Origin of the sequence: Microbacterium sp. MMO-20 (genome assembly GCF_037147735.1) — a bacterium.
In the GTDB taxonomy this organism is placed as follows: Bacteria; Actinomycetota; Actinomycetes; order Actinomycetales; family Microbacteriaceae; genus Microbacterium.
The window spans coordinates 57,529-81,893 of the sequence record NZ_JBBCUU010000001.1 but is presented as its reverse complement, the minus strand read 5'-3'; the positions used below and the strand labels follow the sequence as shown (position 1 = coordinate 81,893).

26 protein-coding genes are annotated in these 24,365 nt (G+C 70.2%); 14 read left to right on the top strand and 12 right to left on the bottom strand.

Annotation, left to right across the window (positions count from 1 at the left end):
• Positions 1 to 146: 146 nt before the first annotated feature.
• Complete coding sequence (locus WFI52_RS00465; protein WP_336625532.1) at positions 147 to 776, top strand: TetR/AcrR family transcriptional regulator; 630 nt, start codon at positions 147 to 149, stop codon at positions 774 to 776.
• A 4-nt stretch (positions 777 to 780) separates the two neighbouring features.
• On the opposite strand, the gene WFI52_RS00460 is transcribed toward WFI52_RS00465, so the two are convergent.
• Both WFI52_RS00460 and WFI52_RS00455 read right to left on the bottom strand, forming a co-directional pair.
• On the bottom strand, positions 781 to 1,275 hold the full coding sequence (locus WFI52_RS00460; RefSeq protein WP_336625533.1) for a hypothetical protein: 495 nt from the start codon (positions 1,273 to 1,275) through the stop codon (positions 781 to 783).
• Positions 1,272 to 2,150 carry an LssY C-terminal domain-containing protein gene (locus WFI52_RS00455; RefSeq protein WP_336625534.1) on the bottom strand — a complete coding sequence of 293 codons (879 nt, stop codon included), beginning with the start codon at positions 2,148 to 2,150 and terminating at the stop codon, positions 1,272 to 1,274. The genes WFI52_RS00460 and WFI52_RS00455 overlap by 4 nt, the downstream gene beginning before the upstream one ends.
• Positions 2,151 to 2,236: 86 nt before the next feature.
• Here WFI52_RS00455 and WFI52_RS00450 point away from each other — a divergent pair, with 86 nt between their 5' ends.
• The 4 genes from WFI52_RS00450 to pgi are packed head-to-tail and all read left to right on the top strand — an operon-like array spanning position 2,237 to position 6,717.
• The gene (locus WFI52_RS00450; RefSeq protein WP_336625535.1) at positions 2,237 to 3,535 is read left to right on the top strand and encodes a sensor histidine kinase; all 1,299 of its coding nucleotides are present in this window, start codon (positions 2,237 to 2,239) and stop codon (positions 3,533 to 3,535) included.
• Complete coding sequence (locus WFI52_RS00445; RefSeq protein WP_336625536.1) at positions 3,523 to 4,200, top strand: response regulator transcription factor; 678 nt, start codon at positions 3,523 to 3,525, stop codon at positions 4,198 to 4,200. The genes WFI52_RS00450 and WFI52_RS00445 overlap by 13 nt, the downstream gene beginning before the upstream one ends.
• On the top strand, positions 4,197 to 5,006 hold the full coding sequence (locus WFI52_RS00440) for a hypothetical protein (RefSeq protein WP_336625537.1): 810 nt from the start codon (positions 4,197 to 4,199) through the stop codon (positions 5,004 to 5,006). The genes WFI52_RS00445 and WFI52_RS00440 overlap by 4 nt, the downstream gene beginning before the upstream one ends.
• Before the next feature lie 31 nt (positions 5,007 to 5,037).
• A complete protein-coding gene (gene pgi / locus WFI52_RS00435) occupies positions 5,038 to 6,717 on the top strand; it encodes a glucose-6-phosphate isomerase (protein ID WP_336625538.1) in 1,680 nt (559 codons plus the stop codon).
• A gap of 35 nt (positions 6,718 to 6,752) precedes the next feature.
• Here pgi and WFI52_RS00430 read toward each other — a convergent pair whose 3' ends face one another.
• Positions 6,753 to 7,310, bottom strand: coding sequence for a helix-turn-helix domain-containing protein (locus WFI52_RS00430; RefSeq protein ID WP_336625539.1), 558 nt, complete (start codon positions 7,308 to 7,310; stop codon positions 6,753 to 6,755).
• Between the two features lie 65 nt (positions 7,311 to 7,375).
• Here WFI52_RS00430 and WFI52_RS00425 point away from each other — a divergent pair, with 65 nt between their 5' ends.
• Positions 7,376 to 8,938 carry a methyltransferase domain-containing protein gene (locus tag WFI52_RS00425; protein WP_336625540.1) on the top strand — a complete coding sequence of 521 codons (1,563 nt, stop codon included), beginning with the start codon at positions 7,376 to 7,378 and terminating at the stop codon, positions 8,936 to 8,938.
• A 79-nt stretch (positions 8,939 to 9,017) separates the two neighbouring features.
• On the opposite strand, the gene WFI52_RS00420 is transcribed toward WFI52_RS00425, so the two are convergent.
• On the bottom strand, positions 9,018 to 9,665 hold the full coding sequence (locus WFI52_RS00420; protein WP_336625541.1) for a YdeI/OmpD-associated family protein: 648 nt from the start codon (positions 9,663 to 9,665) through the stop codon (positions 9,018 to 9,020).
• 109 nt (positions 9,666 to 9,774) lie between these two features.
• On the opposite strand from WFI52_RS00420, the gene WFI52_RS00415 reads away from it, so the two are divergent.
• Together WFI52_RS00415 and WFI52_RS00410 are read left to right on the top strand one after the other, a co-directional pair.
• Positions 9,775 to 10,470: an ABC transporter ATP-binding protein gene (locus tag WFI52_RS00415; protein ID WP_336625542.1), complete on the top strand. Its 696-nt coding sequence runs from the start codon at positions 9,775 to 9,777 to the stop codon at positions 10,468 to 10,470.
• Positions 10,467 to 11,888, top strand: a complete 1,422-nt coding sequence (locus tag WFI52_RS00410) for an FtsX-like permease family protein (protein ID WP_336625543.1) — start codon at positions 10,467 to 10,469, stop codon at positions 11,886 to 11,888. The genes WFI52_RS00415 and WFI52_RS00410 overlap by 4 nt, the downstream gene beginning before the upstream one ends.
• Here WFI52_RS00410 and WFI52_RS00405 read toward each other — a convergent pair whose 3' ends face one another.
• Positions 11,889 to 12,614: an NRDE family protein gene (locus WFI52_RS00405; RefSeq protein WP_336625544.1), complete on the bottom strand. Its 726-nt coding sequence runs from the start codon at positions 12,612 to 12,614 to the stop codon at positions 11,889 to 11,891.
• A gap of 45 nt (positions 12,615 to 12,659) precedes the next feature.
• Here WFI52_RS00405 and coaBC point away from each other — a divergent pair, with 45 nt between their 5' ends.
• Complete coding sequence (gene coaBC / locus WFI52_RS00400; RefSeq protein WP_336625545.1) at positions 12,660 to 13,898, top strand: bifunctional phosphopantothenoylcysteine decarboxylase/phosphopantothenate--cysteine ligase CoaBC; 1,239 nt, start codon at positions 12,660 to 12,662, stop codon at positions 13,896 to 13,898.
• Between the two features lie 143 nt (positions 13,899 to 14,041).
• Here the strand turns inward: coaBC and WFI52_RS00395 are convergent, their stop codons facing one another.
• Positions 14,042 to 16,171: a glucose PTS transporter subunit IIA gene (locus WFI52_RS00395; protein ID WP_336625546.1), complete on the bottom strand. Its 2,130-nt coding sequence runs from the start codon at positions 16,169 to 16,171 to the stop codon at positions 14,042 to 14,044.
• A gap of 291 nt (positions 16,172 to 16,462) precedes the next feature.
• Here WFI52_RS00395 and WFI52_RS00390 point away from each other — a divergent pair, with 291 nt between their 5' ends.
• Complete coding sequence (locus tag WFI52_RS00390; protein ID WP_336625547.1) at positions 16,463 to 17,386, top strand: lytic transglycosylase domain-containing protein; 924 nt, start codon at positions 16,463 to 16,465, stop codon at positions 17,384 to 17,386.
• Positions 17,387 to 17,453: 67 nt separating this feature from the next.
• On the opposite strand, the gene ykgO is transcribed toward WFI52_RS00390, so the two are convergent.
• Positions 17,454 to 17,576 (bottom strand): type B 50S ribosomal protein L36, encoded by a 123-nt coding sequence (ykgO, locus tag WFI52_RS00385; RefSeq protein ID WP_336625548.1) that lies wholly within the window; start codon positions 17,574 to 17,576, stop codon positions 17,454 to 17,456.
• 79 nt (positions 17,577 to 17,655) lie between these two features.
• Between ykgO and WFI52_RS00380 the strand changes: the two genes are divergently transcribed.
• The 3 genes from WFI52_RS00380 (at position 17,656) to WFI52_RS00370 (ending at position 19,567) form a co-directional block, all read left to right on the top strand.
• Positions 17,656 to 18,645 (top strand): GTP-binding protein, encoded by a 990-nt coding sequence (locus WFI52_RS00380; protein ID WP_336625549.1) that lies wholly within the window; start codon positions 17,656 to 17,658, stop codon positions 18,643 to 18,645.
• Between the two features lie 87 nt (positions 18,646 to 18,732).
• The gene (locus WFI52_RS00375) at positions 18,733 to 18,903 is read left to right on the top strand and encodes a CsbD family protein (RefSeq protein WP_336625550.1); all 171 of its coding nucleotides are present in this window, start codon (positions 18,733 to 18,735) and stop codon (positions 18,901 to 18,903) included.
• A 343-nt stretch (positions 18,904 to 19,246) separates the two neighbouring features.
• Positions 19,247 to 19,567, top strand: a complete 321-nt coding sequence (locus WFI52_RS00370) for a hypothetical protein (RefSeq protein ID WP_336625551.1) — start codon at positions 19,247 to 19,249, stop codon at positions 19,565 to 19,567.
• 2 nt (positions 19,568 to 19,569) lie between these two features.
• On the opposite strand, the gene WFI52_RS00365 is transcribed toward WFI52_RS00370, so the two are convergent.
• Entirely contained in the window at positions 19,570 to 21,444 is a 1,875-nt protein-coding gene (locus WFI52_RS00365; protein ID WP_336625552.1) for a DUF2207 domain-containing protein, read from the bottom strand.
• Between the two features lie 50 nt (positions 21,445 to 21,494).
• On the opposite strand from WFI52_RS00365, the gene WFI52_RS00360 reads away from it, so the two are divergent.
• Positions 21,495 to 21,923 (top strand): MarR family winged helix-turn-helix transcriptional regulator, encoded by a 429-nt coding sequence (locus WFI52_RS00360; RefSeq protein WP_336625553.1) that lies wholly within the window; start codon positions 21,495 to 21,497, stop codon positions 21,921 to 21,923.
• A 14-nt stretch (positions 21,924 to 21,937) separates the two neighbouring features.
• Here WFI52_RS00360 and WFI52_RS00355 read toward each other — a convergent pair whose 3' ends face one another.
• From WFI52_RS00355 to WFI52_RS00340, 4 genes are all read right to left on the bottom strand, one after another.
• Positions 21,938 to 22,672: an ABC transporter permease gene (locus tag WFI52_RS00355; RefSeq protein ID WP_336625554.1), complete on the bottom strand. Its 735-nt coding sequence runs from the start codon at positions 22,670 to 22,672 to the stop codon at positions 21,938 to 21,940.
• A complete protein-coding gene (locus tag WFI52_RS00350) occupies positions 22,669 to 23,388 on the bottom strand; it encodes an ABC transporter ATP-binding protein (protein WP_336625555.1) in 720 nt (239 codons plus the stop codon). The genes WFI52_RS00355 and WFI52_RS00350 overlap by 4 nt, the downstream gene beginning before the upstream one ends.
• Positions 23,385 to 23,678, bottom strand: coding sequence for a DUF4287 domain-containing protein (locus WFI52_RS00345; protein ID WP_336625556.1), 294 nt, complete (start codon positions 23,676 to 23,678; stop codon positions 23,385 to 23,387). Before WFI52_RS00345 ends, WFI52_RS00350 begins: the two co-directional genes overlap by 4 nt.
• Positions 23,679 to 23,776: 98 nt before the next feature.
• The gene (locus WFI52_RS00340) at positions 23,777 to 24,229 is read right to left on the bottom strand and encodes an Hsp20/alpha crystallin family protein (protein WP_336625557.1); all 453 of its coding nucleotides are present in this window, start codon (positions 24,227 to 24,229) and stop codon (positions 23,777 to 23,779) included.
• Positions 24,230 to 24,365 lie beyond the last annotated feature (136 nt).

The window sequence follows — 24,365 nt, the reverse complement described above, 5'->3', positions numbered from 1 at the left end:
ACACATTTATTCATTGACGTAGTGCTCTATCCAATGTATGAATGCCTCATGAACGTTCTTCTCTGGTGGCCTCGCGTCCGCAGCTGGTTCTCGATGCGGTCGCGCTGACCGAGGCGCGACCAGCCCCACCGCCTAGGCTCTCCGTTATGGCTTCACGCCCCTACTCTTCGCCGCTGCGTGACGAAGCCACCGCCCGCACCCGGGAGCGGATCGTCGCGGCCGCGGGACGCCTGTTCGCCGCGCAGGGCTACGTGGCGACCACGATGGCCGCCATCGCGCGGGAGGCGGGAGTCTCGGTGCAGAGCGTGCATCTCGCAGGGCCCAAGAGCACGCTGCTGATGGCGTCGTTCGAAGTCGCGCTTGCGGGCGATGAGGGGACGTACCCGCTGCACGAGCGCCCCGCGCTCGCGGCGATCATGACTCTCCCGCCCGACGAGGCACTGCCCGCGTACGTCCACTTCCTCGCTGAGGCGAACGCGCGGACGGCGGGCATCAGTCGAGCCCTGTACGTCGCCGCCGAGACGGATGAGACGATCGCCGCTCTCGTCGCCGACCTCGACGAACGCCGTCACCATGACATCCGCGCGGGAATCCTCTGGTGTATCGACCGGGGGATGCTGCAGGGGGACATCGACGTCGACCAGCGCACCGACGTCCTCACCCACCTCGTCTCCCCGGAGACGTATCGATTCTTCGTGCGCGAGCGCGGCTGGAGCGACGACCTCTACCGAGAGTGGCTCCTCGGCGCCATCGAGCGCCTCGTCCTGCAGCCGTAGGCCGTCAGGGCTTCTCGTTCCGCCGCGCATAGGCCGCCGCGCCGCGGCTGGAGAGCGCGAGCAGGATCAGGACGTCGAGTCCGAGGGGGATGAGGCCCACGTCGAGTGTCAGCTCCTGTCCCTGATCCCACCACCCGACGAACGCGGCGCAGATCGCGAGGGTCGTCACGATCATGATGGCGACGCGCGCCCAGTTGCGACCGACCCAGATGAGGCGCAGCAACACGGCATCCACCGCGAGGACGATCACGGCCGTCACGATCGCGGCGATGACGGCGGCGGACCGCTCGTCATCGGTCAGCGCTTCGATGTCCACGACCGCCTCCGGAGCGAACGCCGCCGCGACGAGCACGGCGGTGCCGGAGAAGATGCGCAGCGCGAGCAGCAGCACCGCCGCCATGACCGCCGCAGGACGCGGCATGGTCGGGTCGTATCCCGTCGGACGGAGCAGACGCGTCGCCGGCTCGAACGCCGGGCGCCGCTCGTGCGGATCGCTCACGCCGCACCCCCGTTCGTCGCCGCATCATCCGTGTCGGGAACGCCCGCTGCCGCGGCATCCACGCCGCGAAGGTCGAGGATCGGCAGGTCGCCGTCGGTGCGGATCGAGTCGCCGCCGCCGTTGCGTGCGTGGTAGCCCGTCGAGAAGTCCTTCAAGATCTCCATCGTGATCGCGGCATCCGCACCGGATACCGTCTGCACGACGTGGTCGCGCTCGACGTCGGTGTCGGCGTCGATGCGGTGGGTGATCTGCAGCGTGAACAGCGACAACCCCACCGACGTATCGAACGTCGCGGCCGCGAGCCAGTCGACGCGGCGGCCGCCGGGCAGGAGCCACCCGTCGGGGCAGCGCCAGAACCGCACGTGGTGCCGTTGGGCCGGGTTGCCGTCGACCTCCTGCTGATACGCGATGTCCTGCTGCCGCCCGAACAGGAACAGGGGACTCACGAGCGCCTCGTCGTAGCTGCGCCGAGTCAGGGTCGACGTCACGATCCGCCACGACGAACGCAGGGTCACGGGGTCGGCACGTCGCCATCCCGATCGCTCCATCGCGGCGACGAGCTGATCCGCGTCGCCCATGAGCGCGAGGTTCACCGGGTCACCCAAGAGGCCGTCGCTCGTCCGGGCGCGCCCGATGAAGTAGTCGGGAACGTAGATCGTCGTGAGGATGCGGTGCAGCCGCGGCAGCACGAGGTAGGCCAGCAGCACCCAGAACAGGATGCCCGCGGCGATGCCCCACCAGCCCAGGTGAAACGTCTCGGTGAGGCTCAGGTAGGCGAGCCAGATCGAGGCGAGGCCCGCGAAGGCGAAGAAGAAGCCGTCCAGCGCGAGACCGATCGACCACGCGCGGCGGCGGGGCGTCTCGGGAGCGGCCATGTTCACACGCTACCGGGGGTTATCCCGAAGCGGGGATGCGGGATGCCTCCGCTGTGCCCCGCGCGTCCCGCCCCTACCGTAGAGCCATGATCAGCCCCGCAGCCGCCGCACCCACAGCGGTGCCGCCCCGCCGCCCTCGCTTCGCGACCCACCTCGGCGCGATCGCGCAGCTCGCCGCGGTGGGCCTCGTCGGTCCGGTGATCTTCTCGGTGCTCGTGACGCTCCTCAGTCTCGGTCTGAGCCTCGTGCTCGTCGTCGGGATCGGGCTCCTCTTCCTCGTGGCGTTCGTGTATGCGCTGTGGGCGACCGCATGGCTCGAGTACGAGCGCGTCGAGGGGCTCTACCGCTACGGCCTTCCGGCGCTGCGCCCGCGCCGTCGGGAAAGCCCCGGATTCGGAGGATGGTTGCGCACGCTGTGGCAGCAGGCCGTCGACGGCGCGATGTGGCGCGGAATCGGCTCGACAGCGATCGCGACGATCCTCGGCCTCGTCGTGCTGCCGCTCGTCTCGGCACTCGCGACAAGCCTCGTCCTCCCGTTCGCGCCGCTCCTCGAGCGCGAGCGCACCGCCTGGCGGCTTCCGATCATCGGGGTCCCGGTGCGAGTCGAGTGGGCGGTTCTCATCGGCATCCTCGGGATCATCGTCTCGGTGGCTCTGCTCATCGGCATCGCGCTGCTGCACGCCGTCCTCACCCGCGCGATCCTCGTGCCCAGCCGCGAAGCGGCGTTCGCCGAGCAGGCGCGCACCGCGGGAACGCAGCGCGAGAGTGCCGTCCGTGCCGGCGAAGTCGAACGCGTGCGTATCGAACGCGACCTGCACGACGGCGTCCAGCCGCGTCTCGTGTCGGTCGCGATGACCCTCGGCCTCGCGCAGCAGAAGATCGACGACGACCCCGCCGCGGCCAAGACGCTCATCGACGAAGCGCACACGTCGACGAAGGCCGCGATCACCGAGCTGCGGCAACTGGCCCGCGGCATCCATGCATCGGTCCTCGACGATCGCGGGCTGGATGCCGCGCTCAGCGCGCTCGCGTCACGCTCGCACGTGCCGGTTCAGCTCGACGTGCGGATCGACCGCCGCTGCAGCCGCACCGCCGAAGCGGCGGTGTACTTCGCGGTCGCCGAATCCCTCACCAATGCCGCGAAGCACTCGCGCGCCGGCGAGGTGCGCGTCACCGTGCGCCTGCGCGACGACGGCGCGGGCCTCGGCCAACCATCCCTCTGGGCGCGCGTGGAGGACAACGGCATCGGCGGGGCGCGGGTGCTCCCCGGCGGGGGCCTCGACGGCATCACGAACCGCATCGCCGCGGCGGGCGGCTCGAGCCGCATCGACAGTCCGACCGGCGGCCCGACCGCCCTGGAGGTGAGCGTCCCATGCGCATCCTGATCTGCGAAGACTCCGCACTGCTGCGCGAGGGGCTGGTCAGGCTCCTGCAGGATGCCGGGCACCAGGTCGTCGCGGCCCTGCCCGACGCCGATGGCATCGCAGGCGCAGTGCGCGACACGGCCCCCGAACTGTGCATCCTCGACGTCCGCCTGCCGCCGACCTTCACCGACGAGGGCATCCGCGCAGCGCTGGCCCTGCGCACCGCGCACCCCGCGTTGCCGGTTCTCGTGCTCAGTCAGTACGTCGAGGAGCGGTACGCGAGCGAACTCATCACGGGCCAGTCGGCCGCCGTCGGCTACCTCCTGAAGGACCGCGTCGCCGACGTGCGCGACTTCCTCGACGCCGTCGAACGCATCGGTACGGGCGCGACGGTGCTCGATCCCGAGGTCGTCGCCCAGCTGCTCACCCGCCGTGCGCGCGACGACCGGATGGCCCGCCTCACCGATCGCGAACGCACCGTGCTGGCCCTCATCGCCGAGGGCCGCAGCAACCAGGCGATCGCAAGCAGCATCTTCGTCACCGAGGCGAGCGTCGAGAAGCACATCACGTCGCTCTTCCAGAAGCTCGACCTCGAGCAGGACGGCGACGGCAACCGCCGCGTGCTGGCCGCGCTCGTCCACCTCGAACATCGCGAGCAGCGCTCGCAGAACGGAATGAACCGATGAGCACGACGATCGCTCCCCCGCCGCCGGGACCACGCACGTCCGCGCGCGTCATCGCGATCCTTGCGATCGCGCTCGGCGCCGTACTCGTCGCCGGCGCACTCGTCACCGGTCTGTTCTCGGCCGTGCGCGCGGCGACCCAGCGCACCGAGACGCTGACTGCGGATGCCCGCGGCATCCGATCCCTCGACGTCGACGTGGCCGCCGCCGACCTCGAAATCGTCTACGGCGGACAAGACGTGACGCTGACCGTCACCGGGAACGTCTCGGACTGGCGGCTCGTCCGTGACGGCGACGGGCTCGCCGTCACGACCCAGCGCGGATGGTGGGGGTCGTGGCGCCCCTTCGGTGACAGCGACCGCGCCGTTCTGACACTCCCGCAGTCGCTCGAGCGCGCGGGCCTGGATGCCGATCTATCGCTCGCCGCGGGGTCCCTGCGCGCGACCGGCGCGTTCGGCGATCTCGACCTCGACCTCAGCGCCGGGGCGATGGATGTCAGCGGCAGCGCCCGCGCGCTCGAGACGGACGTCTCGGCGGGCCGGCTGGTCTTCGACCTCGCCGACGTGCGCGACGCCGATCTGCAGCTGAGCGCGGGCGCCGCGAACGGCACCCTCACGGGCTCCGCGCCGCAGACCGTCACGATCGACGTCAGCGCCGGGCGGCTCGACCTGACCCTTCCCGACGTCCCCTACGCGGTCGGCTCGGATGTCTCGGCGGGCGAGCTGCGCAACGACCTCGACATCGATGCGCGCTCCGACCATCGCGTGTCGGTGAGCGTGTCGGCGGGCTTCGTCGCCCTGGGATCCTGACGAGGTCCGTCGTGAGCGCTAGCGTGGAGGCGTGACCACGCCGATCGATCCCACCACGACTGCCGCCTGGACCGAGCTCACCACGCTCGCCGAAGCCCTCGAGCCCGACCTGCGCCGGTGGTTCGCCGACGATCCCGGCCGCGTCGCGCGGTTCAGCTTCGAGGCCGCCGACCTGCACGTCGACCTGTCGAAGAACCTTGTCGACGATCGGATCGTCGCAGCGCTTCTGCGGCTCGCAGAGGAGACCGGCGTCGCGGACCGCTATGCCGCGATGCTCCGCGGCGAGCACATCAACACGACGGAGGACCGCGCCGTCCTCCACACGGCGCTTCGCCGACCGGCCGGCGCCTCCCCCGCGCTGAGCGTGGACGGCCAAGACGTCGATGCAGACGTGCAGTCGGTCCTGAGCGCCATGGCCGCCTTCGCCGAGCGCGTGCGCTCGGGCGAATGGACGGGCATCACGGGAAAGAAGGTCGAAACGGTCGTGAACATCGGGATCGGCGGGTCGGACCTCGGCCCCGCAATGGTCTCCGCCGCCCTCGAGCCGTACGCGGACGCCGGCATCTCGGCGCGGTTCGTCTCCAACATCGACCCCTTCGACCTCGCGCACAAGACCAAGGACCTCGACCCCGAGACGACGCTCGTCGTCGTGGCATCCAAGACCTTCACGACGCTCGAGACCCTGACGAACGCACGCCTCGCGCGCGATTGGCTCTGGGCCGGGCTCGAAGCCGCCGGCGCGATCGACGGGTTGGACGCTCAGAAGAAGGATGCCGTCGCGCACCACTTCGTCGCCGTCTCGACCGCGCTCGATAAGGTCGAGGCGTTCGGCATCGATCCGGCGAACGCGTTCGGGTTCTGGGACTGGGTCGGCGGACGCTACTCGGTCGACTCGGCGATCGGGCTGTCGCTCATGATCGAGCTCGGACCCGACGCGTTCCGCGAGTTCCTCGCCGGTTTCCACGCGATCGACGAGCACGTGGCATCCACCCCCCTGACCTCGAACGTGCCCGTCCTCATGGGGCTGCTCAACGTCTGGTACACGAACTTCCTCGGGGCGCAGTCCCACGCCGTGCTGCCGTACGCGCAGCAGCTGTCGCGCTTCGCCGCGTACCTGCAGCAGCTCACGATGGAATCGAACGGCAAGCGCGTGCGCTGGGACGGCTCCCCCGTCACGACCGAGACGGGCGAGATCTTCTGGGGCGAGCCGGGCACGAACGGTCAGCACGCGTTCTACCAGCTCATCCACCAGGGCACGCGCCTCATCCCCGCCGACTTCATCGCCTTCGTGAACCCCGCCTATGCGCTCACCGACGACGGGCGCGACGTGCATGGCCTCTTCCTCGCGAACTTCCTCGCGCAGACGAAGGCGCTCGCTTTCGGCAAGACCGCCGAAGAGGTCGAGGCCGAGGGTACAACGGGTGCGCTCGTGGCCGCACGGACGTTCCCCGGCAACCGGCCGACGACGTCGATCTTCGCTCCTGCGCTGACGCCGCGCGTGCTCGGGGAGCTCATCGCGCTTTACGAGCACATCACCTTCACGCAGGGCGCCATCTGGGGCATCAACTCGTTCGACCAGTGGGGGGTCGAGCTCGGCAAGCAGCTCGCCCTGCAGATCGCACCCGCTGTCGAGGGCGACGAGACCGCCTACGAGGCGCAGGATGCCTCGACGAAGGCGCTCCTCGACTACTACCGGGCGCACCGGGCGTAGCCCTGCGGGCGCGACGCCGCAACGCGGCGAGGGGATCAGCCGTCGCCGAGGCGAGTGTGGAACCGCTCGCCGGCGGCGCTGAAGATGCTCAGCACTTCGGCGGGGCCGGCGGCGGTCGCACTGATCGAATGCGGCACGCGCGTGTCGAATTCGGCAGCCTCGCCCTGCGCGATCGTGTGCTCGGTGCCGTCGAGGGCGAGCCGGACGCGCCCGCTGAGAACGTAGAGCCACTCGTAGCCGTCGTGCACGCGGAGTTCGGGTGCGCTCGCGCGCGGCGCATACACGATCTTGATGGCTTGGACGGGCGAACTCTCGAGCGTCAGAGGGGCGATCACCATGCCGTCGCGGTGCTCGATCGCGCGGCGCACCCGAGGGTCTCGCGAGGCCGCCGGCAGGAGGTCATCGATGCGGATGCCGAGAGCGCGGGTCAGTGGCACAAGCAGCTCCAAGGATGCCTGGCGTTTCCCCGACTCCAGCCTCGAGAGCGTGCTCGCCGAGATCCCGGCCTGTCGCGCGAGTTCGTCGAGCGTCCAGCCGTGGGCCCGCCGCGCGGCGCGTAAGCGAGGTCCTACCTGAGCGAGGTCCGTGGTCATGAACCAATCTTGCCACTTTCGCAAGATAGTTTGCGGATCTGCGAAGCCGTCGGCAAGGTGGCAGCATGCAGATACGAGAGTGGGATGCGGTCGTCATCGGCGGCGGTGCCGCGGGGCTCAGCGCCGCGCAGATGCTCGGGAGGGCGCGCCGGCGCACTCTCGTGATCGATGCGGGCGAACCCCGCAATCGTTTCGCCGCGCACATGCACGGTGTTCTCGGGCATGACGGTGTCGCCCCGGCGGAGCTTCTCGCGCGCGGTCGTGCGGAGCTGGATCGCTACGGCGTCGTCGTCGAGGCGGGTCGGGTCGACCGGATCCACGACGAGTCCGGCAGTCTGCGGATCGTCCGCGACGACGGCGCGGTGGAAGGTGCACGTGCACTCATCATCGCCGTCGGCGTCCGCGATCGACTGCCCGCGGTGCGCGGCCTCGCCGAGCGATGGGGGAAGGACGTGCTGCATTGCCCCTACTGCCATGGCTTCGAGGTCGCGGACCTGCGGCTGGGGGTGCTCGCAACCTCCGCCCACAGCATCCATCAGATCGAACTCGTCCGGCAGTGGAGTGAGGACGTGACGGCGTTCACAGCCGCGATCGAGCCGCTCGATGAAGATGTCCGCGTACGGTTGACCGCCCGCGGCATCCGAATCGTCTCCGCGCCCGTCGAGAGCCTCGTCAGCGCGCCCGACGGCAGCAGCGCGATCGTGACAGCGGATGGCGTCCACCCGGTCGACGCACTGTTCACAGCGCCCGAGCCGATCCTCGACCTCGCTTTCGCCGACAGCCTCGGCTTGGTGCGAACGGAGGAGCCGGGCATGCCGATCGCCGTCGACGCGCGCGGCGCGACCAGCCATCCGCGGGTGTGGGCAGCGGGGAACGTCGTCGCGCCGTACGGCACCGTCCCGGTCGCGATGGGCACCGGTGCGATGGCGGGAGGTTCCGCCAACGCCGGCCTCGTCGCGGAGGACGCGGCCGCCGCCGTCACCGAGCGCGCCCGCGAGCGCGCAGCGGCGTGGGAGCAGCGCTACGCCGACACCCCGCGCACCTGGTCGGGTCGGGTCAACGCGAGCCTGGCCGCCATCGCCGCGGATCTCGCCCCCGGAACGGCCCTCGACGTGGGCTGCGGCGAGGGCGGGGATGCGGTCTGGCTCGCCGAGCGCGGCTGGCGCGTCACGGGCGTCGATGTCTCACCGACAGCGCTGCGTCGCGCGCAGGATGCCGCGCGCGAGCGCGGGGTCGGCGACCGCTTGGCGGTCCTCGTGAGCGACGGCGCGGATCTTCCGACGAGCGAAGAGTACGACCTCGTCACGTCGAGCTTTCTGCATTCATGGGAGCCCGACTTCCCGCGGCTCACGCTGCTGCGGCAGGCTGCCGAGCGCGTCGCGCCGGGCGGGCGTCTGCTCGTCATCTCGCACGCGGCTCCGCCGCCATGGACGCTCCGGGCGCACGACGGCGACGGACACGCTCACGGCCTGCGGCGGCCGGACGAGGAGCTCGCCGCGCTCGCCCTCGAGCCCGAGATGTGGGAGGTGGAGCTCGTGGAGACCCGCACGCGAACGGCCACCGGACCCGATGGCGCTCCGACGCAGCTGGAGGACGGCATCCTGCTGCTTCGTCGCCGCCGATCCTGACTCGGCTCGGGTCGCGGCGCAGACCGGAGGCTTCGGTCGGAGTCGTCCGACGTGATCCCCCCGATCCGGGCGCGGGGGATCACGAAGGAAGCGCAGGCGACGCTTCCGCCGCGGCTTCGGCGGCGCGAGCGAGCCACGCGGGCGCCGCACCGTAGCGCTGCGGCGGGATCAGCTCACCCGCGGCGCAGTGCGCGACCAGTGCGGAGAGTCGATCCGCCCGGGTCTTCTCGCGTTTGGCGGACTGCACCCAATCCCCGGCGACGCGCCGGTACGACGGTGTCGCCGCCTCCCAGAACGCCTGTGCCGCCTGATTCGCGGCGAGAACAGCGAGCTGAGCGGCATCGAGCTCGCGCCGCGTCTCGGACGAATAGCCGGCGACGGTCTTGTCGCGCCGTTCGTAGGCGGCGAGGCCGGCCGGGTGCATTCGCCCTTCCGCGATCAGTCGCTCGACATGCGCGATGTTGACGGCGCTCCACACCGAGCGCGGCTTCCGGGGTGTCCAGCGCTGGCGACGCGAGGTGTCGTCGATCCGCCGGCTCGTCGAGTCGATCCAGCCGAAGCACAGTGCTTCGGGGACGGCGTCCTCCCAGGTCAATCCGCGCTCGGAGTGGCCCACCCTGCGCAACTCCATCCAGAGCTCCGCTGCGGTGTCGTGATGGCGCTCGAGCCAGGCTCGGAACGCCGCGGCATCCTCGAAGAACACCACGTCCGGTTCACCGTCGTCCACGATCGCGAGGGTAGCAGCGACCTCCGACGCCCCGATGTCCGCCGCAAGAGGGATGGCGGTACATCCACAGGCCGACGACACGGAGCCTCGTGAGCCGAAGACTGGACTCATGAACTCTCCCGTGCTGTCCGCCCATGGCCTCGTCAAACGCTACGGCGACCTCGTCGCGCTCGGCGGTGTCGACCTCGAGATCGCGCCGGGCGAGGCGGTCGCGATCATGGGGGCCTCCGGCTCGGGGAAGACGACGCTGCTGCACTGCCTCGCGGCGATCATCCCGCCCGATGCGGGCTCGGTGCGCATCGCCGCGCCCGGCGCTCCGACGGTCGAGCTCGTCGGCATGAGCGAGAACGAGCGGTCCGCCGCGCGCCGGTCGCTGCTCGGATTCGTCTTCCAGGAGCATCTGCTATTGCCCGAGCTCACGGCGGTCGAGAACACCGCTCTGCCGCTCCTCGTGCAGGGCGTGCCGCGGCGGGATGCCGAGGCGCATGCCGCTGCGTGGCTGCGGGCCCTCGGCCTCGCCGGGATGGAGGAGCGCCGGATCGGGCAGCTCTCCGGCGGTCAGGCGCAGCGCGTCGCGATCGCCCGCGCGCAGGTCACCGGCGCGCCGCTCGTCTTCGCTGACGAGCCGACCGGTGCGCTCGACTCGCACACGTCGGCTGACGTCATGACGGCGCTCCTGGATGCCACAACCGGGCAGGGACGGAGCCTCGTCGTCGTCACGCACGACCCGTCTGTCGCGGCGCGGTGCAGCCGCGTGCTGCGGATGCGCGACGGGCACCTGAGCGTCGAGGTGGCGAGCCGATGACCGCGGCCGCCTTCGCTGCGCCCGCGCCGCCGCACGCGACGTCCGGCAGAGTTGCGCGCGTCCTGACGCTCACGCGCCTGCTCGCCCGCCCTGCGCGGCAGGGGCGCGGCGCGCTGATGCTGCCCGTCGTCGCCTTCGCGGTGACGACGGCGCTCCTGCTCGTCGTCTCCGGCGGAGTGCACATGTTCCTCACCGACCCGCGGGCCGCGGCGAACGCCGAAACATATGCCCCACTGAGCATCTTCGCCCTGGTGCTCCTCGCCGTGCCGATCGCGACGCTCGGCGCTGCCGCCGCACGACTGTCTGCTCGCCGACGCAACGACCGACTCGCAACGCTCCGGCTGCTGGGCGCGACGAGTGGCGAGGTCGGCGCGATGACCGTGGTCGAAGCGGCGGCGACGGCCGCCGCCGGCGCGATCGGCGGTGTCGTTCTGTACGTCGCGCTGCTGCCCGTCGTCGGGTTGCTGCCGTTCTTCGGTGGCCCGGTCGGGGCGGGGGCGCTCTGGACGGGCCCTGCGATCGCGGCATCCGCCGTCGGCGCCGTCATCCTCCTCGCCACAGCGAGCGCCGCTGTCAGTCTGCGGCGCGTGCGGTTGACGCCGCTCGGCGTGCGGCGACGCAGCGACGCACCGCCGCGTCGGACCGCCGTGCTCGTGGGATGCGCCGCGCTCGTCGCCGTCATCGGCTTCGCGGCGAGCCAGTTCGGCATGATCGGCGAAGCTCTCGGCCGCGCCTTCGGTCCGATCGCGATCATCGCCGTCCTCTTCGGGCTGTTCGCGGCCGCCCTCCTGCTCGTCAACGCGATGGGTGCGCCGCTCGTCGCCGCACGCGGCCGGGCGATGGCGCGATCGGCGGCCTCCGCGTCGCGCCTGATCGCCGGTCGCGAGCTCGCCGGCTACGCCGCCGTCGCATGGCGACGCGTATCGGGCATCGCGATGATCGCCTTCATCGCCGTCGTCGGCGGTGCGGGCGCGAGCCTCGCGACGATCCTCGGCACCGACGCCGGTTCGCGGGGCGCAGCCGCGTCCGACGCGATCCTCTTCGCCGACATGCGCACGGGCGTCCTCGTCACTCTGGGCGCCGGCTTCGTGCTGCTGGCGTGCTCGGTCGGCGTCACGCAGGCGGCATCCGTCCTGGAGGACCGCGAACTCATCATCGGGCTCGACCGGATCGGCATGCCCGCCGATCAGCTCCAGAAGGCGAGGTCGCTCACGGTCATGGTTCCCCTGCGGTGGGCGGCGCTCGGCGGGGCTGCGGTGGGCGGGGTGCTCGCGTTCCCGTTCGTCGGCGCTGCGGTGCTGTTCGCGCCCGTGTCGCTCGTCATCATCGCGGGGACGTTCGCAGCAGGCATCCTCATCGTCTGGCTGTCGGTGCAGGCGACGACGCCGATCGTCACGGCGATCCGCCGGGGCGCCTGATCAGCGCAGGACGGGCCGGTTCCACGCACCGGGCTCGGCGAACTCGCCGTACCGCACATCGACTCCCGACGCGTCCACGGATGCCGTGCACACGAGCAGCGACAGCGTCGGGTAGCCGTACGGACGGTTGTCGCGCACGATGGCGCGGTCGTCGACGGGCGCGAGCACGCTCGTGCGCTCGAGGGTGTCGAGCCACCGCTCACGCCAGTTCTCGTCGTCAGCGGCGGGCGCGTCGAAGGCACCTCGCCACGCCGCGATACGCGCCGTCCCCGGGTCGTCGACGTCGTCGTGCGCGATCATGTGGATGCCGGGCTCGAGGTCCACGCGACGGAGCGAAGACCCGTCCCACATCGTGACGGCGGCGCCTCCCGCGGTCACCTCGACGAGGTTGAACCCGTGCGTAGGCGGGGCCGTGATCGGCGGACGGCCCGCGACGGCGTCCAGCACGATCCGCCCGCGCGAGGCGAGCGGCGCGTCGCCGTCGACCGCCACATACGCCCGATTGAGGATCACCGCGAGCGTTCCCGCGGCCGGATCGGCCGCGAGCCATGCGCCCCCGGCGCGTCGATCGCGCACCCCGATCACGCCCGGCTGGTCGGGCCACCACGCGCCGAGCGGATCCCATGCACGCGCCGGGTCCTCGTCGCGCACCGCGAGAAGGCGCACGGGAGCCGCGGTCTCACCGAGCGCAGCCGGCGGCGGGACGTGGACGATGACGGTGCACACAGAGCTCGTGACCTCTCCGCCGACCCCGCGTGGCAGGATCGGACCATGTTCGTTGTCGTGGGCGTGACGGGCGGCATCGCCGCGTACAAGACGGTGCACCTCGTGCGCGCACTCGTGACGAACGGTCACGAGGTGCATGTTGTTCCCACCGCGAACGCGCTGCACTTCGTCGGCGCGACGACGTGGGAGGCCGTCTCGCGCCATCCTGTCACGACGAGCGTGCATGACGATGTCGCGGAGGTGCGGCACGTCGCGCTCGGCACGTCCGCCGACCTCGTCATCGTCGCCCCGGCGACGGCCAACACGCTTGCGAAGATGGCCGCCGGCATCGCCGACGATCTCCTCGGCGTGACGCTGCTCGCGACGACCGCGCCCGTCGTCGTCGCGCCCGCGATGCACACCGCGATGTGGGAGCACGCGGCGACGCAGGCGAACATCCGCACGCTGCGAGAACGCGGGGTGCACGTCGTCGGCCCGGCCGATGGGCCGCTGACGGGCGGCGATACCGGACCGGGACGCATGACGGAGCCCGACGACATCCTCGCAGCAGCCCTGAAGGCGGCGGATGCCGCGGAATCCGGAGACCGCGCCGGACTCACGGATTTCGTGGGACTGGCGGTCGCGGTGTCGACGGGCGGCACGCGCGAGCCGATCGACCCCGTGCGCTACCTCGGCAACCGGTCGAGCGGGCGGCAGGGCGCGGCGCTCGCCCTCGCCGCCGCCGACCGCGGGGCGCGGGTGACGCTGGTCGCCGCACACGTCGACGACGGCGTGCTCGACGCCGCTCTGCGGCATCCACGAATCGTGGTGGAGCGCGTCTCGACGGCCGCCGAGCTCCAGGTCGCGATGGCGGATGCCGCGGCATCCGCCGACATCGCCGTCATGGTCGCCGCGGTCGCCGACTACCGCGTGGCCGCCGTCGCACCGGCGAAGCTGCGCAAGGAGGACGGAGCGCCGCAACTCGACCTCGTCGAGAACCCCGACATCCTCGCGGGGCTCGTCGCCGGACGCCACCCCGGCCAGGTCATCGTCGGCTTCGCCGCCGAGACCGCCGACTCCGGTGCGGAGCTGCTCGAGCGCGGGCGCCGCAAAGCCGCTCGCAAGGGCGCCGACCTCCTCGTCGTCAACCGCGTCGACGGGGAGCGCGGGTTCGAGCGCCCTGACAACGACGTGCTGATCATGGATGCCGCCGGTGAGGTCCTCGCCGAAGCCTCCGGCCCCAAGCGCGCCGTCGCCGACGCGGTCTGGGACGCCGTCTCGGCGCTACGCGCGCGCCGGGCCTGACCGCAGCGGCGCGCGCCCAACCCCAACTGCAAGGCCGCGCCCCCGACACGCCGCCCGCACGCCCCGTCCCACGGCGAGTCGCGCACGGTCCCTTGCAGTTGCGGCGCACGCGCGCGGCCGACGCGCTCCTCGGATGGGGCCGATCAGGCCTTCTTCTGGACGTCGAGGAGCGGATCGCCGTGGGAGACGGGGCCGAGCTTCACGGGGTCGACGGTGTCGAAGGCATCCGCGTTCAGCACGATCACCGGTGTCACGAGCGGGTAGCCGGCCTTCTCGATCACCGATCGGTCGAAGGTGACGAGGGGCGTCCCCTCCTCGATGCGATCGCCGTTCTTGACCTTGACGTCGAAGCCTTCGCCCTTGAGGTTCACCGTGTCGATGCCGACGTGGATGAGGACCTCGATGCCGTTGTCGAGTTGCAGGCCGAACGCATGCCCGGTCGGCTGCGCTGCGGCGACGACGCCGGCACCCGGCGCGTAGACCGTATCGCCGGACGGCTCGATCGCGACCCCCGGGCCCATCACGCCTCCCGCGAAGACGGGATCGGGCACCTGGTCGAGGGCGACGGCGGTCCCGTCGATCGGCGCCGCCAGCTGCAGCAGCGCTCCGACCTCCGCAGTTTCGCCGTCGGCCTTCGTCGCGACGGCGGTCGCGACTCCGGCCGCTCCTGTCGCAGCGCCCGCGAGCAGCTCAGCGCCGCCGGCGACGTTCGACACGGATGCCGCTTCATCGGCGTCGCGCGCGGCCGTGCCCGAACCGGCGGTCGCCACAGCGACCGCGGCGGCACCGGCCTGATCGGGCGTCTTGTAGCCCGAGATGATGACGAGGATCATCGCGACCGCGAACGCGCCGAGCACGGCGATCAGGTAGAGCCCGATCGGATCGAACGCGGGGATCGTGAGAAGCGAGGTGAAGACGAACGCCTGCGTCGTGATGCCGTTCTTCAGGCCCAGGACGAGCGAGCCGATGCCGATGATGAGGCCACCCGTGAGGCATCCGACGAGCATGCGCGGATAGATGCGCTTGAAGCGCAGATGGATTCCGTAGAGCGAGGGTTCCGAGATACCGCCCAGGAGACCCGCCGCGAGAGCACCCGTCGCGGTCTGGCGCATGTCCTTGTCTTTCTCCCGCCAGGCGAGGAAGAGGACTCCGGCCGTCGCGCCGAAGCACGCGAAGTTCCACGCGCCCATGGGGCCCTGGATGAAGTCGTAGCCGAGCGTCTGGATGTTCAGCAGCATGATCGCATTGATCGGCCAATGCAGGCCGAGCGGGACCATGAACGGGTACGCGAGGGGAATGACGATCGCGAAGATGAACGGCGAGAACGAGTTGATCGCGGCGAGCGCACTGGCAAGGCCCGCACCGACGTAGACACCGATCGGCCCGATGAGGAACGCGGTCAGCGGGATCATGATGAGCATCGCGAGGAACGGCACGAAGATCAACTGCAGGTTCTCCGGGATGATGCGCCGCAGCAGCTTGTACAGCGGACCGAGCACGGCCGCCATGAGCAGCGGCGGGAACACCTGGGACGAGTAGTCCGCGATCGGCATCGGCAGGCCCCAGATCTGCACGATCGCGACCTGCGCCTGTTCGAATCCGAACAGCGGGGTCTTGTCGACGCCCGCAGCGAGGCCCGAGAAGCCGGGCAGCATCAGCACCGCCATGATCGCGAAGCCCACCCACGGGTCGGCGCCGATCTTCGCCGATGCGTTGTAGGCGACCATGAGCGGCAGGAAGACGAACACGCACTGCCACATGAGGTTGACGAATGCCCACGACGGTTCGAGGGTGACGCCCGGCGAGTTCCACGCGGGAATAACACCGAGGGTCGCCATGAGTGCCATGAATGTGATGAACAGGGATGCCCCGAGGAGGGCCCCGAGGATGGGCCGGAACGAGTCGGACAAGAACTCGAACAGGCTGTCGAGCCACGCGTTCGTGCCGCGCGGACCCTTCGCCCGCTCGCGCGCTTTGATGTCGGCGTCGCTCTCGCCGGCACCCGTCGCGCCTGCGCCGACACTCGCCATCACCGGCAGCGCCATGATGTCGTTGTAGACGTTCTGCACGCCACCGCCGATCACGACCTGGAAGCGGTCGCCGGCCTGCGGGACAGCCCCCATGACGCCGGGGATCTTCTCCGCGGCATCCTTGCTCGCCTTCGTGCCGTCGTGCAGCTGGAAGCGCAGGCGCGTCGCGCAGTGCGTGAGGCTGGCGACATTCCCCGGTCCTCCGACCGCGTCGATGATCTCTGCTGCCGAATTGGATGCCATGATCTTTCGCTCCCCGAATTAGCGTGTGAAACAGCGTATGCCGCGCCGGATTCCTGGCCTGTGATCGCGACTCTATACCGCGCGCTGACGGGCCGGTAGGGGCCTCGAGCCGTGCCAAATCCGGCCCGCCATCGGCCTCTTGTCGTGTCGTGGCTCCCAGCTTTCACTCAGGAAGCGTGCCGGTTCTGTCCAGAAAACGTTGCCAACCTGTGACCTTCGCGCCCACCCGAGGACGCAGACCGCGGCCGATGCTTCGACATCGTGCGGTTCAGGTTCACCGGAAGTACCCCTATGCCCCGTTTCTCTCTCCGCTCCGCCACGCCCGTTCTCGTCTGCGCGGGTCTCGTCGTCGGCATGATCGCCACGACCGGAGCGGCCCTCCCGCACGCGGCATCCGCGTCGGAGTCCACCGCGACCGCACGTTCGGAAGCCGTTTCTGCGCCCCTCGCACAGATCACCTCCCAGGGACAGTCGGCGCTGCTCGATGCGCGCGCCGCGATCGACGAGGCGCGTCAGGTGACGGTCGACATCCGCACGTCGGGCCTCGATGTCGGCACGACGTCGACCGTCGTGAACACGGCACCCCTGGGCACGGTGATCGAGAAGCTCGAAGACCTCGACGTGACACCGGCGCTCCTCATCCCGTCGCTCACGGCCGAGGCCGCGACGGCGACGCAGTCCGTCCGTGAGCAGGCTGCGATGCTGCGCGGCCGTCTCGACGCGGCCGTCGCGAAGAAGGCGGAAGAGGAAGCAGCGGCGAAGGCCGCCGCCGAAGCCGCCGCGGCCGCTCAGGCTGCTGCCGAAGCCGCCGCCGCCCAGGCCGCCGCCGAAGCCGCCGCCGCGCAGGCGGCTGCGGAGTCGAACTCATCGTCCGGGGGCTCCTCCGTCCCGTCCGTCGACGTCAACGTCGACCCCGCCTCCGCCCAGGGCATCGGCCGCTCGATGGCCGCCGCGAACTACGGATGGGGCGACGACCAGTTCGCCTGCCTCCTGTCGCTCTGGAACCGCGAATCGGGCTGGCGCGTGAACGCGGCCAACTCGAGCGGCGCTTATGGCATCCCGCAGGCCCTGCCGGGCAGCAAGATGGCGTCCGCCGGCGCCGACTGGCAGACCAACCCGGCGACGCAGATCGCGTGGGGCCTCGGCTACATCGCGGGTCGGTACGGCACGCCGTGCGGCGCGTGGGACCATTCGGAGTCCAACGGCTGGTACTGACCGGCGTTTCCCGATGGGGAGCACATGACGAAGGGCCCGAGGTCGACACCTCGGGCCCTTCGTCATGTCACCCTTGGCGACCCTTGAAGCGGGGGTTCTGCTTGTTGATGACGAACACCCGCCCGCGACGGCGGACGACCTGAGCGCCGGGCTGCTCCTTGAGCGACTTCAGCGAGGCACGGACTTTCATGGCGGCTCCTTATTGAGAACTATTCTCAATACCAAGCTAAGGTGGATGACGAGTCCCGTCAAACGAAAGCAGGATCGTCGTGCCCGCCTCCCCTCTGGTCGTCGTCGGAATCTGCAGCTCGGAGCGGCGGCGCTATGCGCAGGCCCTCGGTGCCGCTACCGGCCGTCCGGTCGCTCATGTCTCCGATTCCCCGACTATCGTCGTGCCGCTCGCACGCTCGCGTGCGGACAGCGAGCGCATCGTCCTCGATGTGGATGCCGCCATCGACGCGCTGCACCTGGAACCGTGCCTGCGACGCCCCGCAGCCGAGATCATCTGCGTCGTCGACGCCGTCCATCTGCTGGACGACCTCCGCGACGACTCGCCCCTCGTGCGCCGCGCTGCACCCGGCGACGATCGCGGCGACGTCGGCGCGCGCGCCCGACGCGCGGTCTCACAGTTGGAGGCGGCCGCGCACGTGTGCATCGTGAACTGGGAGCGCGTGGACACGGCGACTCTCTCGGTCCTCATGTCCCTCGTCGCGCATCTGGGACCGACGGCGCGAGCGCGGCTCTCCCGCGGCGCGGCCGACGACATCCGCGCGCTGCGCGCTGGCGGCACTCCCACGGGCGTCGAGGAGGTTCTCGAACGCGCGGGCTGGGTGCGGGCCCTCAACGACGAGCACGATCCGTATCTCACCGACCCTCGCGTCACGACGGAGCGCTACGAGCGCCTGCTCCCCTTCCACCCGGCGCGGCTCGTGAGCGCACTCGAGAGCATCGATGAGGGAAGGGGAGGCCGCATCGTCCGTTCGGCGGGCTTCTGCCGGATCGCCTCGCGCGCGCATACCCTCGCGCGCTGGGATCAGGTGGGATCCGCGATCTGGATCGACCCCCTCGACACCGCGATGGCGAGCAGCCTCACGGGACAGGACCTCGTTTTCACCGGAATCGACGTGATGCCCGGAGCGGTCGCGCGCATCCTCGATACCGCCCTCGTCACTCTCGACGAGCTCGCCGCGGGTCCCGCCGAGTGGGTGAGGTGGGCCGACCCGTTGCCCGAGTGGTTCGTCGATCCGGAGCTGCTGTAGAACGGCCGAGGCTTCGCGTCAACCCCCTCGCTCGGCTGACGGCGACGACGTTAGCGTCGATCCACTGGCGAGAGAAAGGGGAACCTGATGGGACTCGACGACAAGATCAAGAACGCGGCCGAAGACCTCGGCGGCAAGGTCAAGGAGGGCGTCGGCAAGGCGACCCACAACGAGAAGCTCGAAGCCGAGGGCAAGGCAGACCAGGCGAAGGCCCACGTCAAGAAGGCGGGCGAAGACGTCAAGGACGCCTTCAAGTAAGCAGCCCCGCAACGCCCGAATGCCCCCGTATCCCAGGACGGGGGCATTCGTGCGTCCGGGGAGAAAGCCTGGCTTCGCGGGTGCCGGGTCGGCGACAGCCGGGAGTCGACGTGTCGGTCGCGAACACGAACCTATGGATGCGATAAGAATCACGAAAAGATAACGACGAACCCTTGTGGACCGTTATCTGGCCGTTATAGAGTGCTTGCACGGTAGTTGTTTTGCTGTGGCAGCTACCGACATGTGATTGCAGGACACTCTTGGTGCAAGGGACAAGGGCCGGTCGGATGCCTCTCCGACCGGCCCTCACTCTGTCTGCGCCACCCTGTGATGGACTGGTGCCATGACCGACCTCGCGATCTCGCTGACCCTCGACGGCTCCCCCGACCTGCCGAGCGCGGCGCTGCAGGCGCTCTACCGCATCACCGGTCGCTCCACGGTCGAACTTCGGCACGCGATCCGCGACCGCACGCCCCTCGTCACCGCCCGTCTGTTCGGCGCCGAGCACATCACTGCCGCACCGCGCCTCGAGAAGACGATCGCGTTCCTCGACGAGCACGGACTCGCTTTCGCGCTCACCGAGACGGTCGACGGGCTGGCCTCCCCGATCGATCGCGCGACGCTCCGCGCGATCCTCGAGCCAGGAGACGGCTCGGGCGGCTGACGTCAGACGCCGCCTCCTCCGCCTCCCCCACCGCCACCCCCGGCCGAGCCGCCGCCCGACGATCCACCGGAGGTGGACGACGAGCTGGATGCCGCGGCCGACAGCCCCGCGATGCCCGACGAGAACGATGCGGCGTCGAATGCGCCGGTGCCGTAGTACCAATACGGCCCGGTCGCGCCGACGGCCGTGTAGAGGACGGCGAGCTCGCGCGACCACGCCTTCTCCTGCCCGAACACGACCGCGTACGGCAGCAGCTTCTCGTAGAGCGCGAGCTTCTGCCGTGGGTCGTTCACGTCCACCGTCACGCGCTCCGCGCCGGACGGGGATTGGAGCATGCGGATCCGGTCGGCCTCGGCCCACGCGATGAACTCCTCGAGCCCCCTAAGGTGATCCCGCGTTTCGGCGCCCGCGGCCGAGAGCGGCCTCCGTGCGACGAGACCGACCACGACGACCACGATGACCGCCGTCGCTGCGATGAGAGCCGCCGGTACGAATCCGCCGATACCCGCAGAGAGCATGAGGACTCCCGAGAAGACCACGACGGCGCCCGCGATGAGGGCGACGACGATCGGCCACGCCCGCGACCCCGCGGGCACCGTCTTCCGCAAGCCGCGCGCCACGAGCTCCCTGTCGGCCATCGAGAGCAGCTTCTGCACGCGCGACGCGAGTCGCGAATCCTGCTTTCCGAACTCGTAGCGCTCTCCCGGCATCCCGCTCGGGAAGAGCGCCTGCAGCAGAACGTGACCGTCGGCGTCGGCGCGCGCCGGGTCGACCAGCTCCGCGACGAGCTTCGTCTTGCCCGTCCAGGTGCGATCGCCCTCGACGATGCGGATCGAGCCGGAGACGGCCTGCTCGAGGATCTCCGCCGCGACCGCCTTGTCGCGCTTGCCGAGAAGCACAGCGCTCTCCAAGGCATCGACGTTCGACGGCGGATCGTATTCGGCGATGATCGTCGGACGCCCGGGATCATCGGCGAGCGGGCGCCTCCGCGCGCGGATCGCGAGCGCGCCCGCGCCGACCACACCGAGCACGCCGACGCCCTGGATCCATCCGAACGGCGAATCGAAGTAGTTGTCGTCGAACAGCGCGAAGGTCCCCGGCACGAACCCCACCGACATCGTGAGCGTCTGGTGCGGTGCCAGCGCCCCGGCCGATGCCGTGATGACGACACCTCCGTCCGGGATTGTCTGGGAGGTGATCGAAGCGCAGGCATCCGACGCCGCCTGGCCGCCTTGATAGCACGCCATCTCGCCCGTGAGGGCGGACGCGAGGGCCGCGTCCAGGTGGAGGCGCGCCGTGACCGCGCCGAACGGCTGGGCCCAATCGACGCCGTTGACGTCCCAGTAGAACTCCAGCCCGGTGTCGGGGAAGTCCCACGTCACGTTCTCGAGTGTGTACGAGATCACATACGTCTGGCGTCCGTGCACGTACGAGTCGGCGCGCGAGACGATCGAGAGCGCTCCGTCGACATCCTCCGTCTCGCTCTCGCGCGGCACACCGTTCTCGTCGGTCACCGACTGCAGCCGCGGGTGGAGCGGCTGGTGATTGTACGTGTCGGGGACGAGGCGGCGGATGCCGCGGTTCTGGTCGCTCTCGGGGAAGACGGCGACGATCGTCTCGACGACCTCGAGCCGACTCGTGCCGTCATCGGCGCGGGTGAGGGTGTAGTCGGCGTCGAACGAGTCGAATGTGAAGTCGTCGACGTCACCGGAGACGGCCGTGAGGGCGCGATCCGCGGATGCCGCGAACGCCGTCACCGGCGAGATCAGAGCGGCCATGAACGCAACGATCAGCGTCGCCGCGAACCCCGCGGCGAGCTTCGCGAGCGGCGTCGCGAGGGTGCCGGCAGGGGACGCTCGCAGGCGGGATCGGGTCATGCCCCCCACCCTAGGACGCCCTGTCGGCGCCGCGCACTACAGTGGACGCCATGACCGATCGCCGCCTCGCCGTCGCCGCGTGGGAGAGCCTGTTTCGCGCGCAGCACGAGGTGTTCCGCGAGATCAGCACCGACTTCTCCGAGACCGACCTCACGCAGGCGGAGTACGACGTGCTGCTGACCGTCACGCGTGGCGAGTCCGCGACGGCTCGCCTGCGCGATGTGACGGCGAACATGCTCATCAGCCAGCCGAGCGTCTCGCGGCTCGTGGATCGCATGGTCGCCCGCGGCCTGCTCGCCAAGTGCCCGGACCCGCAGGACGGCCGCGGCGCGATCCTGCGCGCGACCGACGAGGGGATCGCCGCGTTCCGGCGCGTCGCCTCCGCGCATGGCCGATCGATCGCCGACCGGATGTCGGTGCTGAGCGACGCCGAACTCAGCCAGCTGCAGTCGCTCGCGACGAAGCTGCGCGGCTGCTGATCCGACGTCCGGCCTCAGGCTGTGCGGCGACGCAGCGTGAGCGATGCGAGAACGAGCGCGGCGACGGCGAAAGCCGCGACGATGAGAAGCGGCCGCCACAGGTCCCACCCGTCCGCGCCGGTGGCGACGGCGTTCACCGCATCGATCGCGTGGCTGAGCGGGAGCCAGTCGCTGATCGCGTGGAGGACGTCGGGCATCTGATCACGCGGCATGAAGAGACCCCCGAGGATGATCTGCGGGAAGACCAGCAACGGCATGAACTGCACCGCTTGGAATTCGGTGCGCGCGAATGCGCTCGCGAGGAGACCGAGCGCCGTGCCGAGCAGGGCGTCGACGACGGCGACGAGGCCGAGCTGCCAGAGCGGCCCGTCGACGTCGAGGCCGCAGACGAGCACCGCGAAGGCGACCGTCACGACCGCCTGAAGAACGGCCATGAGTCCGAAGGCGAGCGCGTACCCGGCGATGAAGTCCGCCTTGCCGAGCGGCGTCGTCATGAGCCGCTCGAGGGTGCCGCTGCGACGCTCGCGCAAGGTCGTGATCGACGTGATGAGGAACATCACGACGAACGGGAAGAGCGCGAGGATCGGGCCGCCGACGCGGTCGAACACGCCGTCCTGATCGCTGAACAGCCAGGCGAAGAGGCCGACGAGCAGGCTCGGTGCCACGAGCATGAGGATGATCGAGCGCGGGTCGTGTCCGAGCTGACGCAGCACCCGCCCTGCGGTGGCGAGGGTGCGCGCGCCGTTCACGCGGCATCCTCGCGTCGGATCAGGGCGAGGAATGCGGCATCCGGATCGGACGCACCAGTGCTCTCCAGCAGCCCCGCAGGCGTCGTGTCGGCGATGAGACGACCCGCACGAAGGAGGAGCAGTCTGTCGCAGCGCAGCGCCTCGTCCATGACGTGGCTCGAGATGAGCAGCGTCGTGCCCGCGTCGGCGAGCGCGCGGAAGAGGTCCCACAGCTCGGCGCGCAGGACAGGGTCCAGCCCCACCGTGGGCTCGTCGAGGACGATCAGCTCCGGCGTACCGAGCATCGCGACGGCGAGCGAAACGCGATTCTCCTGACCGCCCGAGAGCGCACCGACGAGCCGATCGGCCTGCCCCTGCAGCCCGACTTGGCCGATCACTCGGTCGACGTCGCCGCGCGGCGCCCCGAGAATACGTGCGAAGTAGCGGAGGTTCTGACGCACCGTCAGATCCGAGTAGACCGAGGCGGCCTGCGTGTCATAGGCGACCCGGCGACGGAGACCGCGACTGCCGGCGGGAGCGCCCAGCACGGTCACCGTGCCCGCGGCGATCTGCTGCACACCGACGATCGAGCGCAGAAGCGTCGTCTTGCCGCACCCGGACGGGCCTAGCAGGCCCGCGATCGAGCCCGTCGGGATGGCGACGTCGAGCCCGGAGAACACCTCGGTCCGGCCCCGCCGTACGCGCAGTCCCCGCACCTCGACGGCGGTCGGACTCATGCGGATGCCGGGTTCGACGCCTTGCCCTCCAGCCACAGCGTGTCCGTCGCATCGCTGTGGGTCGTGCCCGAGCCGACGTGCTTCGCGTCGATCTTCGGTCCTTTCGTGATGACGTGCACGAGCGCCATGGCGTGCCCGCGCCCGAGGCCGTAATCTTCGGCGAGCCACGCGATGATCTCGCCCGCCTTCGTGTCGACGCCGTACCCGCGTGCCGTCGCCTCGTCGATGAACTGCCGCGGGGTGCGACCGGTCTTCTCCTCGATGTTGTCGAGGTACGCCTGGAATGACATGCCGCTCAGCCTAGAACCCCCGAGCGCTCCGCGGTGGGAGACGACGAGAACGGGATACCGAGGGTGTGAACCCGGCATCCCGTTCTCGCTGCGTCTTCTTACTGGTCGATCGGCTGCGGCTCCGACGTGGACTCACGCGCCTGCACCGTGGACGCGGCGTCGGAGACGACGTGCACCTTGCGCGGCTTGGCCTTCTCGCTCACGGGGATCGTGACCGTCAGCACACCGTTGTTGTAGGTCGCGGCGATGCCGTCGGTGTCGATGCCCTGGCCGAGATTGAGCTGGCGGAGGAAGCTCGCGGCCTCACGCTCCCGCGTGATCCACTTGACGCCCTCGCCCTCGCTGAGAGTGCGCTCGGCACGGATGGTGAGCAGCTGACCGTCGACGTCGACGTCGACGGAGCCGGGGTCGATGCCCGGCAGATCGGCGGTCAGCACGTAGTGGTCTCCGTCGCGGTACAGGTCCATCGGCATTCGGCGCGGTCCGCGTCGCGTGTCGAGGAGCCCCGCCGCGAGGCGGTCGAGGTCGCGGAACGGGTCATGAGTGGCCATTGTTCTCTCCCTTGTCCAAGATGATTGCGGATGATCTCAAAGTTGAGCCTAGCCGACTCAACCGATCTCAGATTAGCACTCTCCCCCTGAGAGTGCCAACGGCCTCAGCCGTATGCGCCGACGAACCCGCGACGCG

What these genes read in the sequence shown, in the direction of transcription:
- WFI52_RS00365 (WP_336625552.1), bottom strand. Translation starts at nt 21,444, where the DNA reads ATGACCCGATCCCGCCTGCGAGCGTCCCCTGCCGGCACCCTCGCGACG.
- coaBC (WP_336625545.1), top strand. Translation starts at nt 12,660, where the DNA reads ATGTTCGTTGTCGTGGGCGTGACGGGCGGCATCGCCGCGTACAAGACG.
- WFI52_RS00465 (WP_336625532.1), top strand. Translation starts at nt 147, where the DNA reads ATGGCTTCACGCCCCTACTCTTCGCCGCTGCGTGACGAAGCCACCGCC.
- WFI52_RS00345 (WP_336625556.1), bottom strand. Translation starts at nt 23,678, where the DNA reads ATGTCATTCCAGGCGTACCTCGACAACATCGAGGAGAAGACCGGTCGC.
- WFI52_RS00375 (WP_336625550.1), top strand. Translation starts at nt 18,733, where the DNA reads ATGGGACTCGACGACAAGATCAAGAACGCGGCCGAAGACCTCGGCGGC.
- WFI52_RS00445 (WP_336625536.1), top strand. Translation starts at nt 3,523, where the DNA reads ATGCGCATCCTGATCTGCGAAGACTCCGCACTGCTGCGCGAGGGGCTG.
- WFI52_RS00450 (WP_336625535.1), top strand. Translation starts at nt 2,237, where the DNA reads ATGATCAGCCCCGCAGCCGCCGCACCCACAGCGGTGCCGCCCCGCCGC.
- WFI52_RS00340 (WP_336625557.1), bottom strand. Translation starts at nt 24,229, where the DNA reads ATGGCCACTCATGACCCGTTCCGCGACCTCGACCGCCTCGCGGCGGGG.
- WFI52_RS00410 (WP_336625543.1), top strand. Translation starts at nt 10,467, where the DNA reads ATGACCGCGGCCGCCTTCGCTGCGCCCGCGCCGCCGCACGCGACGTCC.
- WFI52_RS00360 (WP_336625553.1), top strand. Translation starts at nt 21,495, where the DNA reads ATGACCGATCGCCGCCTCGCCGTCGCCGCGTGGGAGAGCCTGTTTCGC.
- WFI52_RS00390 (WP_336625547.1), top strand. Translation starts at nt 16,463, where the DNA reads ATGCCCCGTTTCTCTCTCCGCTCCGCCACGCCCGTTCTCGTCTGCGCG.
- WFI52_RS00395 (WP_336625546.1), bottom strand. Translation starts at nt 16,171, where the DNA reads ATGGCATCCAATTCGGCAGCAGAGATCATCGACGCGGTCGGAGGACCG.
- WFI52_RS00370 (WP_336625551.1), top strand. Translation starts at nt 19,247, where the DNA reads ATGACCGACCTCGCGATCTCGCTGACCCTCGACGGCTCCCCCGACCTG.
- WFI52_RS00440 (WP_336625537.1), top strand. Translation starts at nt 4,197, where the DNA reads ATGAGCACGACGATCGCTCCCCCGCCGCCGGGACCACGCACGTCCGCG.
- ykgO (WP_336625548.1), bottom strand. Translation starts at nt 17,576, where the DNA reads ATGAAAGTCCGTGCCTCGCTGAAGTCGCTCAAGGAGCAGCCCGGCGCT.
- WFI52_RS00415 (WP_336625542.1), top strand. Translation starts at nt 9,775, where the DNA reads ATGAACTCTCCCGTGCTGTCCGCCCATGGCCTCGTCAAACGCTACGGC.
- WFI52_RS00430 (WP_336625539.1), bottom strand. Translation starts at nt 7,310, where the DNA reads ATGACCACGGACCTCGCTCAGGTAGGACCTCGCTTACGCGCCGCGCGG.
- WFI52_RS00455 (WP_336625534.1), bottom strand. Translation starts at nt 2,150, where the DNA reads ATGGCCGCTCCCGAGACGCCCCGCCGCCGCGCGTGGTCGATCGGTCTC.
- WFI52_RS00425 (WP_336625540.1), top strand. Translation starts at nt 7,376, where the DNA reads ATGCAGATACGAGAGTGGGATGCGGTCGTCATCGGCGGCGGTGCCGCG.
- WFI52_RS00350 (WP_336625555.1), bottom strand. Translation starts at nt 23,388, where the DNA reads ATGAGTCCGACCGCCGTCGAGGTGCGGGGACTGCGCGTACGGCGGGGC.